Origin of the sequence: Arthrobacter sp. CC3, assembly GCF_039907775.1 — a bacterium.
Classification (GTDB): domain Bacteria; phylum Actinomycetota; class Actinomycetes; order Actinomycetales; family Micrococcaceae; genus Arthrobacter.
In genome coordinates, this window is record NZ_JARCCY010000015.1 from 44,032 (window position 1) to 56,243 (window position 12,212).

At 66.0% G+C, this 12,212-nt stretch carries 9 protein-coding genes; 2 read left to right on the forward strand and 7 right to left on the reverse strand.

Annotated elements, in window-relative coordinates:
* Window positions 1-205 precede the first annotated feature (205 nt).
* The 4 genes from PV761_RS11035 to PV761_RS11050 all read right to left on the reverse strand — a co-directional run bounded on the left by PV761_RS11035 (window position 206) and on the right by PV761_RS11050 (window position 5,581).
* The gene (locus tag PV761_RS11035) at window positions 206-1,357 is read right to left on the reverse strand and encodes a flavin reductase (protein WP_347896681.1); all 1,152 of its coding nucleotides are present in this window, start codon (window positions 1,355-1,357) and stop codon (window positions 206-208) included.
* A gap of 16 nt (window positions 1,358-1,373) precedes the next feature.
* Complete coding sequence (locus tag PV761_RS11040) at window positions 1,374-2,807, reverse strand: MmgE/PrpD family protein (protein ID WP_347896683.1); 1,434 nt, start codon at window positions 2,805-2,807, stop codon at window positions 1,374-1,376.
* An 8-nt stretch (window positions 2,808-2,815) separates the two neighbouring features.
* Window positions 2,816-4,351 carry a 4-hydroxyphenylacetate 3-hydroxylase N-terminal domain-containing protein gene (locus PV761_RS11045; RefSeq protein WP_347896685.1) on the reverse strand — a complete coding sequence of 512 codons (1,536 nt, stop codon included), beginning with the start codon at window positions 4,349-4,351 and terminating at the stop codon, window positions 2,816-2,818.
* A gap of 144 nt (window positions 4,352-4,495) precedes the next feature.
* The gene (locus PV761_RS11050) at window positions 4,496-5,581 is read right to left on the reverse strand and encodes a Zn-dependent alcohol dehydrogenase (protein WP_347896687.1); all 1,086 of its coding nucleotides are present in this window, start codon (window positions 5,579-5,581) and stop codon (window positions 4,496-4,498) included.
* Between the two features lie 160 nt (window positions 5,582-5,741).
* Between PV761_RS11050 and PV761_RS11055 the strand changes: the two genes are divergently transcribed.
* Window positions 5,742-6,833: a Zn-dependent alcohol dehydrogenase gene (locus PV761_RS11055; protein WP_347896689.1), complete on the forward strand. Its 1,092-nt coding sequence runs from the start codon at window positions 5,742-5,744 to the stop codon at window positions 6,831-6,833.
* A 91-nt stretch (window positions 6,834-6,924) separates the two neighbouring features.
* Here PV761_RS11055 and PV761_RS11060 read toward each other — a convergent pair whose 3' ends face one another.
* Both PV761_RS11060 and PV761_RS11065 read right to left on the reverse strand, forming a co-directional pair.
* The gene (locus PV761_RS11060) at window positions 6,925-8,436 is read right to left on the reverse strand and encodes a carboxylesterase family protein (protein WP_347896691.1); all 1,512 of its coding nucleotides are present in this window, start codon (window positions 8,434-8,436) and stop codon (window positions 6,925-6,927) included.
* Window positions 8,433-10,424, reverse strand: coding sequence for an NAD(P)/FAD-dependent oxidoreductase (locus PV761_RS11065; protein ID WP_347896693.1), 1,992 nt, complete (start codon window positions 10,422-10,424; stop codon window positions 8,433-8,435). The genes PV761_RS11060 and PV761_RS11065 overlap by 4 nt, the downstream gene beginning before the upstream one ends.
* A 130-nt stretch (window positions 10,425-10,554) precedes the next feature.
* Here PV761_RS11065 and PV761_RS11070 point away from each other — a divergent pair, with 130 nt between their 5' ends.
* Window positions 10,555-11,268 (forward strand): GntR family transcriptional regulator, encoded by a 714-nt coding sequence (locus PV761_RS11070; RefSeq protein ID WP_347896695.1) that lies wholly within the window; start codon window positions 10,555-10,557, stop codon window positions 11,266-11,268.
* Window positions 11,269-11,384: 116 nt separating this feature from the next.
* On the opposite strand, the gene PV761_RS11075 is transcribed toward PV761_RS11070, so the two are convergent.
* Window positions 11,385-12,191, reverse strand: a complete 807-nt coding sequence (locus tag PV761_RS11075; RefSeq protein ID WP_347896697.1) for an ABC transporter ATP-binding protein — start codon at window positions 12,189-12,191, stop codon at window positions 11,385-11,387.
* Window positions 12,192-12,212: the final 21 nt, after the last annotated feature.

The following is a 12,212-nucleotide window of genomic DNA, read 5'->3' on the forward strand; positions in this document are numbered from 1 at the left end:
GGAGAAGGAGCGGGGAGGCCACACAGCCTCCCCGCTCCTTTGCTGCCTGCCAGGGCAACTAAGTAGCAGCAGGTGTCGTTTTGAGCGCACAAAACGACACCTGCTGCTACCTAGTTGGGGGACAAAGTACGACGGCGGGACCGCACCCGCCGGGAGAGGAATCCCTGGGTGCGGCCCCGCCGTCGTACTTTTGAAAAGCTTCTGCTTAGACCTCGCCGCCGTGGCGCTCAATCACGTCGCTGGCCAGCTGCTTGCCGAAGGAGGTGTGCAGGCGGAGGGCCTCCGCGGCCCGCGCGTAGTCGTGGTCCTTCAGCGCCGCCGTGAGGTCCACGATGTGGCTGTGGTCCATCTTCCGGGCCCACTCTTCGCTGTTGAGGGCCTCCCGCCACACCGTGCCGATTCCCAGCCGGCGAAAAGCGTCGCTGAGCTGGGCGGAGCCGGCCACGCTCACCAGGCGGTTGTGGTATTTCGCGTTGGTCTTCAGGAACGTGTCCAGCGCTTCCTGGCCGCCCTGGCGCAGCAGTGCCAGCTCGTCGGTGAGGCGGCTCAGCTCCGCGATGTCCTCGTCCGTGAACTTATCGAAGTGGCTGGCGAGCACGCCGAGCTCGATGGTGAGGCGGCCGTCGTAGACACTGTCCGTGAGCTGGCGCGTGATGGGCGCGGGCAGGAATTCGCCCCGGTCCCCCCGGGTCACCAGGGATTCGGCCGTCAACTTCACCAGGGCATTGTGGACGTTTTGGGGATCGGACTTGGCCTGGGCCGCGATCTCCACCGGATCCAGGGCCTGGTGCAGCGGGGTGCGGCGGCCCAGCACCCAGTCACGCACGGCGTCGTAGGCCGCGAGCTCCTTGACCCGTTCCAGCCGGCCGAAGGCGCCGCGGAAGTATGCCAGCGGCTCCCCTGCCGTTGCCTTGGCGTCCGTGACCTCGCCGAGGAACACAGTGTGCGTGCCCCCGGTGGGCGTTTCCGCAACCCGGCAGACGATAGTGGCAAGGGCGCCGTCCAGCATGGGAACACCCTCCGCGGACAGGGTGACCGAGACGCCGTCGAACTTGTCCCCGCCCTTGCGACCGAATTTCATGGCGAGGTCGCTCTGGTCCTCGGCCAGGATGTTGATGCCGAACACTCCGGCTTTCAGCACGGCGTCGTGCGTGGAGCTGGAGCGGTTGAGGCAGGCGAGCATCATGGGCGGTTCCATGGACAGCGAGGACACTGCAGACGCCGTCGTGCCGTACAGTTCACCGTCCACAACCGTGGTGATCACCGTGACGCCGCTGGCGAAATGGCCCACGACGTGACGGAAAGCAGCGGGATCGACAGTGATCTCCGCAGTGGGTACAACCTGTTCTGTATTCATTTCATCCTCCTGGGATTTAGTGCTGAAGGTCGGGTGTGAAGAGTTTGATAAGAGGCGCCAGGCTGTCCAGCTCCTCAAGGCGCTGGATGAGCCGGACCGCTTCCTCGGCATTCCTGCGTGAGGTCCTGCCGCCGAACTCGGCGTTGGCGTAGTACTTGTCCAGGATCTCTGCCTCGCTCAGCGGGCTGGCGTGGATGTCCCCCTTGGGCACGTCCGTACGGGTCCGGAGCGCCGAACCGTCCCGGAGCCGGAGCTCCACTTCGGCGGTGAGCGATTCCGCGGGCGGCAGCGAATCAACCAGCCGGATCTTGTCCAGCAGCCGTTGCAGGCGCGGATCCTGCATGTGCTCCAGCGTGAGGTGTTCCGGCCGGACCGTCCGGTACATCAGGGCGGTGGCGGCTGTGAACCGGATGCTGAAGGCTCCCGAAACCTCCGGGCACTCGCCGATCACGAACGGCTGGCCCACGAAACCCTTCAGGGTCCGCGGGGTCACGTGGATGAGGATCTCCTCGATCTCGTCCAGGTTCAGCCGGTTCTCCGTGGCCAGCCGCACGCAGGCGTCCAGTGAGGGGTGGCTGGCCCGGCACGAGGCCCACGGCTTGATCACGCAGTCTGCGTAGAAGGCCTCTCCGAGCCGGCGGGTCACCTTCTCCGGTGCCGGCGAGGAACAGTACATGTCCAGGAACCCGTGCCGGCCCGCGATGGCATCCGCCGGCCCCGTGAACCCGGCCTGCGCCAGCTCCGCGGACACAATGGAGTTGCGGGCGGCGAAGGCGATGGGCAGCTTGAACGCGAGGGTTTGATCGAAGATGTTGGCCACGGTGCCGGACAGCTGGTTCACCGCGATCCCCAGCGCGTTCCGGACCCGGACCGCATCCAGCCCCATGAGCTTGGCGGCGACGGCGGTGCCTCCGAGGCCGTTGACGGTGCCGGTGTTGTCCTGGCCGCTGTAGACGTCAAAGCCCGACGCCGCGGCGAGCCGCGAGGTGAGGTCGTCCCCCACGATCAACGCGGTGAGCAGGTCCCGCCCCGAGGAGCGCTGCTGCTCGGCGACGGCCAGGGCCACCGGGACCGTGGTTCCGCTGATGTGGGCGGCGGACTGCGTGTGGTCTTCGTATTCCGCACCGATCGGCTCGAAGTCGTAAGACCGCATCATCACCGCGTTGACCATGGCCGCGTTGTGCGCCGGCAGGCGGACGCCGTGGACCAGCACGCTCGCTTCCGGGGCGCCGCCCCAGCGCCGGGCGAGGTCCAGAACGGCGCCGTTGCCCTGGGCGCGGTGGCCTGCGGCGATGTTGCCCAGCGAGTCGATGATCCGGATCTTGGCCCGGTTCACCGTGCCGGCGTCGAAGGCCTCGAAGCCGGTGTCAGCGACATGCCGGGCCACGGTGCCCGTCATGTTTTCCACGCTGCTCTCGAGGCCGGCGGCCTCCGCTGTCTGCGCCGTCATGGCGGAACCTAGCCCCGCGCCCCGACGGCGACCCGGCCACTGGCGGGAGTTTCGCTCTCCGATTGTGCTGAACCGTTGGCCGCAGCGCCGTATGGAGTGGGGGGCAGCCCGTCGATTTCCTCGAACATCGCCTGGTAGGCGCCGGTCTCTCCGGCGGCCTGGGCCTTGCGGTGGTCCAGGGCCCGGGCGCGGCCGATGCTGCCGAGGTAGAAGCGTTCGTAGAGCTCGATCCGGCTGCCCAGTGCCGAGCCGGCGAAGTCCCAGGCGGTGCGCATGATTCGCGCGCGTTCCTGGGCGCTAATGCCGTTGGCTCCGGGCAGGTACTTCCTCAGCAGCGGGCCCAGGCGGGGATCGTTGAAGGCGCCGCCGGTGGGGGTGGCCAGCAGGTTGTGCGAGCCCATGGACTTGATGATTTCGTTGATGCGGATCATCCAGCCAGGCATGATGGCACGCAGGGCACTGATGTCGTCGTGGCAGAAGAACGCGCCGTCGCCCCAGTCCGATGCCCGCATCTCGGCGGAATGGATGGCCGCGCGGGTGAGGCGCAGGTAGGTGTAGATCTCACCGAGCATCGCGCCGACGTCGGGCTTGTTTTCGGTGCCGGTCACCTTGGCGATCTGCGTGCAGAGGTCGTAGGCGAACTCCAGCTTCACGGCGGCGCGGATAGCAGTCTGCTGCTGGGTGTTGCCGGAAGCGGTACCGGCGTTAATGGCGTTGTACACGTCCAGGTTGCCGTCGATGAACACGCGGTCCCAGGGAACCAGTACGTCGTCGAAGATGATGACGGCGTCCTGCTCGTCAAAGCGCGACGAGAACGGCTTGTCCGCCACGTCGGCGTCCACGCCGTAGTGGTCGCGGCAGACGGCCACGACGCCCGGAGTGGCCACCGGGATGGCGAAGGAGATGGCGTATTCCTCGAAGCCCTTCTGGATGGGGACTGCGGGGTAGACGTAGAGTTCATCGGCGATGGGGCCGAGGGTGGCGAGCATCTTGGCGCCCTTGACGATGAGTCCCTGTTCGGTCCGCTCCACCACGCGGAGGGTGAGTTCCTCGTTCATGCCCTGCAGCTCACCGACGCTCTTGTCGATGGCAGCGTGCACGATGGTGTGGGTCAGTGCCAGGTCCTTTTCGATCACTTCGCGGTGGTAGGCCGCCAGCCGCTGGTGGTAAACGGGATCCCCGGAGCGGTCGAAGATGTCCCGGCGGGAGACATGGCCGGCCAGGACCACGTTGACGTAGTCCGGCGTGCGGCCCAGCATGCCGTTGGAGTAGCGGGCCAGGCGGTCGAAGGCACGGTGCCTGAGGGCAATATCCTCGGCATTCTTCGGCAGCGAGAGGCTCACGTTCATGGACTCGCCCGTCTCCGGGTGGGTGGTCAGGCAGTCTGCCGCGTACTTGTGCTGGTAGTCGAAGTAGCCCGCCATGCCTTCGATGGACCCCTTGAAGGCCGGGTGTTCGAGGACGGAGATGCGCTCCGATCCCAGCCAGACTTCGCGGCCGTCATCGAGGCCCCGCTTGTACTCTGCTCCGGTGCGTGCAGTCACTTTGAACTCCTTCTTGGCTGGCATCAGGGGTGGCACCCGTGAAACCTCCACAACATTGTGAGATGAAAATGCATTCTTTGAATGATTTTATATAAAAAAGGTGAGCTTGGCAATGGCTTTGCCGCCACTCCCCCGCCCCCCCCGTCAGAACGAGGTGATGACGCTGCGGGCGATCGCTCCGGACTCCTGGAGCCGGTAGGCGTCATTGATCCCCTCGAGCGGAATTTCCTGCGCCACCAGGTCATCGAGGTTCAGCCGGCCCTGCAGGTAGAGCTCGGCGTACATCGGGATGTCACGGCGGATGTTGCTGGAGCCCATGTACACGCCCTGGATGCGCCGCTGCGAGGCGATGAGATAGCGCAGCACGTCCACTTCCAGGGGCGCGCCCTGGGGTATGCCGATGAAGTAGGCGCCGCCTCCCACGCGGGTCATCTCGATGGCCTGGGTTTGGGTTATCCCGAGCCCGATGGCCTCGAAGGAGTGGTGCACTCCGCGTCCGCTGATCTCCCGAACCTTGGGTACGGCATCCTCCTCGCGGGAGTTCACCACGTGGGTGGCGCCGAAGCGGACCGCCAGTTCGAGCTTGGCCGGATGCACGTCGACGCCGATGATGGTGGTGGCTCCGGCGATCCGGGCGCCGGACAGGATATTAAGGCCGATGCCACCCAGGCCGATGACGGCCACCGTGTCGCCGGGCCGGACTTTGGCCGTGTTGAGCGCCGCCCCCACGCCGGTGATGGCCGCGCAGCTGAGTACGGCCGCCTGCGGGAAGGGCAGCTCCCTCGGGATCCGCACCAGAGAGTTGTCGTGGCAGATGGTGTACTCGGCAAAGGCTGCGACGCCAAAGGCGTGCACATCCCCGCTGTTTCGGCTCAGCTTGGACCCGGCGGCGCGCGGCCGGGACAATTCGCCAGGATTGACGCAACGGTAGCTGTGGCCGGCCAGGCATTCCTCGCAGTGCCCGCAGAACTTCACTTCGGAGCCAACCACGTGGTCCCCGACGGCAAGGTCCCGGACATCTGGTCCGACGGCGGCCACGATGCCGGCCATTTCATGTCCAACAACCATGGGCAGCGGGCGGCCGCGGTCGATCGAGGCAACCAGGAGATCCGAATGGCACAGGCCCGCAGCCTTGACTTCCACCAGGACCTCTCGGCCCACCGGTTCACCGATGACGATCTCTTCCACATCGAAACGGCCGTTGATTTCGTTGATGACTGCAGCTTTCATCCTGGGACTCCCTTGTCTGGCGGTGAGCGTGAGTGGTCATTCGGCAAATAATCGATAATTTATATATTTTGCACTTCACTACACACTATATTTATATTTGTGGGCCGCGTCACGTCCATGCCGGTGAGTCCGGCTCACCCAGCGAGAGGAACCAACAGGAATGAAAGCAGCAGTACTCGACGGCGTGGGACAGCCGTTCCAGGTCCAGGACATCGACATCGCCGAGCCGATGGGCCGTGAGGTTCTCATTGATGTCCGCGCCAGCGGCTTGTGCCACAGCGACATGCACGTGGCCGAGACCAACGTGGGCTTCCCCATGCCCGCTGTGCTGGGTCACGAAATCGCCGGCGTGGTGGCCGACGTGGGCCCGGACGTCACGGAGTTCCGTGTAGGGGACCACGTGGTGTCATCACCGATCCACAGCTGCGGCCACTGCCGCGGCTGCCTGACCGGCCGGCCCTACCAGTGCCGCCATCCGCAGGAAACCCAGCGGACCCCGGGCCAGGGCTCTCGGCTGAGCCGCGATGGCGAGGCACTCACGCAGTTCATCGGCGTCGGTGGATTCGCCGAGCAGGTGATCGTCCACGAGAACACTGTGGTCTCCGTCAGCAATGACATCCCGTTCGACCGTGCGGCACTCCTGGGCTGCGGGGTGGTGACCGGCGCCGGAGCGGCCATCAATTCTGCCCGCATTCGCCCCGGAGACACTATTGCCGTCATCGGCTGCGGCGGGGTGGGCCTCAACGTCATCCAGGGCGCCGCGCTGGCCGGAGCGCGCAGGATCATCGCCATCGATCTGCAGCAGGCCAAGCTGGACCTCGCCAAAGTGTTTGGCGCCACGGACGTCGTCAATGCCGGGGACGGGGATTCCGTGCAGGCAGTCAAGGACCTCACCGGCGGTGGCGTCAGCTGCGCCTTCGAAGTGATCGGCCTGAAGCAGACGGCGATGGACGCCGTCGCCATGCTGGACATCGGCGGAACCGCGTTCCTGATCGGTGTCCAAAAACCCGAAACCCGCCTGGAAGTGACGCCGTTCGGCGACCTGATGGGCAAGCAGAAGGGCATCCGCGGCGTGGCCATGGGCTCCACCAACCTCAAGATCGACATCCCGATGTACGCGGAGCTCTACCTGCAAGGCCGCTTCAAGCTGGACGAACTGGTCTCCCGGCACATCTCCCTGGACCAGATCAATGAAGGCTACGACCTGCTGCGCGGCGGGTCGGTGGCCCGCTCGGTGATCACCAGCTTCTGAGGCCCACTCAGCACCGAACGCCAGTGGAGCCCCCCTTTCGGACGGCTCCACTGGTGTGTCGGTTGGATAGTATCCCCGCGTCTGCGGCTGGCTAGCGTCGCGGCAGCAGTTCAGGCTCGACGACGGCGGTGCTGCATCCGGTTTCGCCCACCGCATACAGTGCCGGGTTCTTCGGATCGAAGCGGGCCACTGGCCGGCCTTCGGGCGTCCGCGCCACGCCGTCGGCAACAAAGCCGAGCAGCAGCGGCCGCAGCCGGTCCGACACGTCGTCGAAGGCCTCGTCGGGGAACCCGCCGAACATGGGGGCATCCTGCCAGTCCGGGCCGTTTCCGAAGAGGAAGGGCAGGTCGAAGCAGTGCGGACTGCCGGCGCCGTCCAGCGTGCTGCGCACGGAGAACCGCAGCAGCGTGGCCGGGATTCCGGCCTGGTCCGCCCGGCCTGCCAGTTCCGTGGCGGCCAGCCGGAACTGGTGCAGGCTCATGGCTTCCACCAGCTTCGCGTGGTCCGTCGCCCCTGGATGCCGTTGCTCGATGAAGGACGCCGCCTCAGCCGGGGCATCGAAGTGCGCGCCGATGAAGCCCGCGAGCTGTTCCGGGCCGACAGCACCGACGGGAAGGGCGTGCAGGAACGCGGCGGCTTCATCGTCGGTGCTGCTCAACAGCAGCGCGTCCACATGCATGGCTGCGGCCGCGGTCTCGAAGTCCATCGCCCAGGAAGGAACCAGTTCCCCGTCCGCTGCCGGCATCAGGCCGAGTCCCCTGCCCGCATAAGCCTTGGACACCGCGGCCTGAGCGGCCAGGATCTCCCCGGTACTGTGGCCGTCGCCCGGAGTGTCGCCGGCTCCATCGCCGGCACCCAGGGCGGCGGCGAACAGCCCGGAGCGCTCGGCGAACTCCGACGCGTTCAAGGGAGGCTGCCAGGGCAGGCTGAACAGGGCCGTCCGGTTAAACAGTCCGCGCGCCTGCTCGGCAAAGCTCAGCACGTACGCGTACCACGCTCCGGCCGAATGACCCGCCAGGGTGGTGGCACCGGAATCGCCGCCGAACGCAGAAATGTTCCGGTGAATCCAGGACAATGCCCGCAGGATGTCCCCCGCGGCCAGGTTGCGCGGACCCGGGTGCGCAGAGGTGCCGGCGCCGCCGGCCCCGCCAACGCCGTCGAGCAGTCCGAACGCACCCAGCCGGTAGTTCACGGTGACCACCACGGCGCCGCCCTCCCGGGCGAGCCGGGCGCCGTCGTACCAGCGCACATTCCCGGCGCCGCTGATGAAGGCGCCCCCGGGCAGGAAGACCAGCACCGGGAGATCCTTCGCGCCTTCGGGCGCCCAGATGTCCAGCAGGAAGGAATCCTCGCTCTGCGGCATGCGGGACAACGCGGGGCCGAGCAGCCAGTCCAGGGATCCGGGGGCTTGCGGGAACACGGTCGCGGGCCCCTGCGGCCGCAGCGGTGACGGAGCACCCAGCGCCGAGAAACGGTCTGAGGGATCCAGCCGCTCACCGTAACGGACACCGCGGACGCTGACCACGCCGTCGTGCGTCTCCGCCTTGTACACGGCCGCTCCGATACGGATGCCCGCCAGCGGTTGAGTTGCGGCGGCGCTCATGCCAGCTGGTTGTAGTCGTCGAGGTTTACGGTGCGGGTGATCTTCCAGAAGTCGAGCACAGGGTGGGGCCAGATCTGGGACACCCGGCCGAACTTGTTCTTGTACCAGGTGTGCACGCTGGGGTGGCCCCACGCCTTGGTAGCGTTGGCGGCGTCCAGGCCCTCAACGAACTCGTCGAGGACTTCCTGCTTCAGGTCCAGCGCCTTGAGGTCGTTTTCGATGATGAGGCGCAGCGACTCGAGGATGTATTCCACGCCGTATTCGATCATCGAGTAGAGGCTGCCGTTGACCACGTGGCCGGTGTTGGGCCCTGTGATGATGAACAGGTTGGGGAAGTTCGGAACGGTCAGGCCGGCGAACGCCTTGGCATCGCCGCCCCAGTACTCGTGCAGGTCCGTGCCGTGCAGGCCGGTGATCTTCAACGGCTCGAGGAACTCCGAGGCCTGGAAGCCGGTGGCGTAGACAGTGATGTCCACCTCATGCAGTACCCCGTCCGTCGTGACGATGCCCTCGGGGGCCATGCGCTCAATGCCCTCGGTGACCAGGGTGGACTGCGGCTTCTTCAGCGACTCGGCCCAGACGCCGTTGTCCCGGAGCATGCGCTTGCCGCCCACGATGTAGTCCGGGGTGACCTTGGCGAGCAGGTCCGGGCGGTCCTGGTACTGCTTGGCCAGGATGTCGGTAAGCCCCTGGCGCCACTGCGCGTTGACGGCGGACACGCTGCCGGGCTGGTCCCAGCCCGGTTCCGCGACGATGGTGTGCTGCCGGCCCTCGACGCCGAGCCAGTGCTGCCAGAACCGGAGCCACTGCCCGTAGTGCGGGAGTTTGCGGACCAGCCACTGGACCGAGTCCGGCATGTCCGCATAGTAGCCCTGGGTGGGCAGCATCCAAGGTGAGCTGCGCTGAAAGACGGTGAGTGCGGAGACCTGGTCCACGATCGCTGGGACGATCTGGTAGGCACTGGCGCCCGTGCCAATGACAGCCACCCGCTTGCCGGTCACATCAACGCTGTTGTCCCACTCGGCCGAGTGCATCTGGATGCCCGCAAAGTCCATGCGCCCCGGCACGTCCGGGTACTTGGGCCGGTCCAGCTGGCCGACGGCGGAGAGCACCGCGTTGAACTGGCGGCTGATCGGCTGGCCGTCGGCGTCGATGATGTCGACGTTCCACAGCCCCGAAGCTTCGTCGTAGCTGGCGGAGGTGACCTCGGTGTTGAATTCGATCTCGCCGAGGATGCCGCCGCGCTCGGCCACCTGCCGGGTGTACTCGAAAATCTCCGAACCCTGCGAGAACTGCTGGGGCCAGTCGTCGCGCTGGGCGAAGGAGAAGCTGTAGGCGTAGTTGGGGGTGTCGAGGCGCACGCCGGGGTAGGTGTTCTTCCACCAGGTGCCGCCGACGGTGTGGCCCTTCTCGAACACCGTGTAGGGAATGCCGGCCTGTTTCAGTCGGTAGGCCGCTGCCATGCCGGAAACCCCGGACCCGATGACTGCCACGCTGAACTCCCGACCCAGCGCGATGTCCTTGAAGTCCCATGCCGGTTTGCCGCTCTTGCCCTCAACCAGGGCCATGTCGTGCATCAGCATGGGGTGGTATTCGGGGTTGGCTGCGTTGGTAATCCAGGTGAGGATGTCATCGGCCTGTGCCTCGGTCAGGGTCCCGACACTGGTTAGGTGATCCTCGCGCACCCGCTTGAGTGCCTCGAAGGCAAGGGCGCGCGCCCTGCCCTGCTGGTCCGGCGTCATGCCGCCATGCGGCATGCCCACGATTTCGGCGGGCGGCTGCGGCGGACGCAGGTCCTCGCGCAGGATTGAAAAGTCTCCGGTTACTGCAGCCAGCGCCACCATCAGCGCCGGAAGGTCCGAGGTGTCCACAATCCCGCGCAGGAACTCGTCGTCTTCCGTGATGGGCTCGTACCGGTCCCGCCAGTAGAGGTCGTCGACGACGTGCTCCTCGCGGGTCTGGACTGCTTCGGTGGTGGAGTTGGTCACGGCGGTTCTCCTAGGTAATGACGGGATCTGTTGTGATTCAGGTCTCTCCGTACGACTGATACAAGTTTAGGATGGAATTTGCATAAGTCAATAAAGAAAACATTATCTGCTAGCCGGTACAATAATGCACATGTCGAAAAGTATCGAGTCTGAGACCCTCAGCACGCAGATCCGGGACTCGCTCCGGGATGACATCCTGGCCGGCCGCTGGGCCGCCGGAGACAAGCTGCAGCTGGTTGCGCTCACCAAGCACTACAAGACCAGCAGCACGGTGATCCGCGAGGCGCTGACGCGCTTGGTGGGCGACCGCCTGGTGATCCTCAAGCCGAACCGCGGGTTCTTCGTACCCACGCTGTCACTGGCCGAGATCAAGGACATTACGGAGCTGCGCTGCGTTTCCGAGGAGTTTGGTGTGGGACTGGCGATCCAGCGCGGGGACCTGGCCTGGGAATCCGAGCTCATCGCCGCCCACCACACGCTGGAGCGGACCCCCTACCGCGAGGCGAGCGATGACGGCGAACTGACTGAGGCGTGGGATCGAGCCCACCAGGCATTCCATGCCAAGCTGCTCGAGGCCTGCGGGGTCCCCGTGCTGATCGACCTCGCGTCGACCCTGTCCGACCTCTCCCAGCTCTACGGACGCTGGGCAGGCCGCGCTACCCGCCATCTGGGCCGTGACATCGCCCAAGAACACCGGGACATCCTGGCCGCCGCGTTGGACCGGAACCCCGAGGTCGCCTCCCGGCTGCTCCGGACCCACTACGAGACGACCCTGAACGCCATCCTGAAGTCCGGGATCGAGAAGGAAGCAGCCCAGAGCGGCCGCGAGAAGGCCAAGGCGTAGGCACCCGGCGCCTCAGTTGAGGCGCGGCGGATCTTGCGCACAGAAAGCCCTCCGGGATCCTGCAAAGGAACCCGGAGGGCTTTCTCGTCTGGACTTTTCAGCAGCGCGCGTCGAGCCTAGTGATCCCGCAGGCGGTGCAGGATGCGTGCCCGCGCCTCCGCAAAGCGTGGGTCCGCCTTGGTCTCCACCTGATCGCGGTGGTCGCCGAAGCCGGTCTCGATCACGTCCACCACGGTGGCGGGCTTCTCCGCCAGGACGATCACCTTGTCCGCCAGATAGAGCGCTTCATCGATGTCGTGCGTGACCAGGATGATGGTGACGCCCAGGCTCGCCTGGAGATCGATCACCAGGTCCTCGAGGTCGAACCTGGTCTGCGCGTCCACGGAAGCGAACGGTTCATCCATCAGCAGGACCTTGGCGTTGTAGGCCAGGGCACGGGCGATGGCCACCCTTTGCTGCATGCCGCCGGACATCTCCCACGGATACTTGTGGCCCTGCCCGGCGAGGCCTACGGCCGCGAGGTTCTTCTCCGCGGTCTCGGTCCGCTCCTGCTTGCCCACCCCGCGGCCTTGCAAGGGAAAGGCCACGTTCTCCAGTGTGGTCATCCAGGGCATGAGCGAGCGGCTGTAGTCCTGGAAGACCACGGCAAGATCCCTGTGCGGCCCGTCGATGACCTCTCCCCCAACGCTCACGGCGCCGCTCCGGGGTTGGATGAGGCCTGAGAGGCACCTCAGAAGAGTGGTTTTACCGACGCCGGACGGACCGACGATGGAGACGAATTCGCCGTCGTTTACTTCCAGGTTCAGATCCTTCAGGATCTTGTTCTCCGCGTCACCGACGCCGTAGCTCATCGTCAGCCCTTGGACCTGGAGCAGCGGCTTCGTGGCCACCTGCACCTGCTCGGATGCTGCCTGAATGGCCATGGATGCTCCTTCAATTTTCTG

Excerpts from the sequence above, each read along its gene's own strand:
- PV761_RS11040 (WP_347896683.1), bottom strand. The coding sequence starts at position 2,807 with ATGACGGCGCAGACAGCGGAGGCCGCCGGCCTCGAGAGCAGCGTGGAA.
- PV761_RS11060 (WP_347896691.1), bottom strand. The coding sequence starts at position 8,436 with ATGAGCGCCGCCGCAACTCAACCGCTGGCGGGCATCCGTATCGGAGCG.
- PV761_RS11055 (WP_347896689.1), top strand. The coding sequence starts at position 5,742 with ATGAAAGCAGCAGTACTCGACGGCGTGGGACAGCCGTTCCAGGTCCAG.
- PV761_RS11035 (WP_347896681.1), bottom strand. The coding sequence starts at position 1,357 with ATGAATACAGAACAGGTTGTACCCACTGCGGAGATCACTGTCGATCCC.
- PV761_RS11075 (WP_347896697.1), bottom strand. The coding sequence starts at position 12,191 with ATGGCCATTCAGGCAGCATCCGAGCAGGTGCAGGTGGCCACGAAGCCG.
- PV761_RS11070 (WP_347896695.1), top strand. The coding sequence starts at position 10,555 with ATGTCGAAAAGTATCGAGTCTGAGACCCTCAGCACGCAGATCCGGGAC.
- PV761_RS11050 (WP_347896687.1), bottom strand. The coding sequence starts at position 5,581 with ATGAAAGCTGCAGTCATCAACGAAATCAACGGCCGTTTCGATGTGGAA.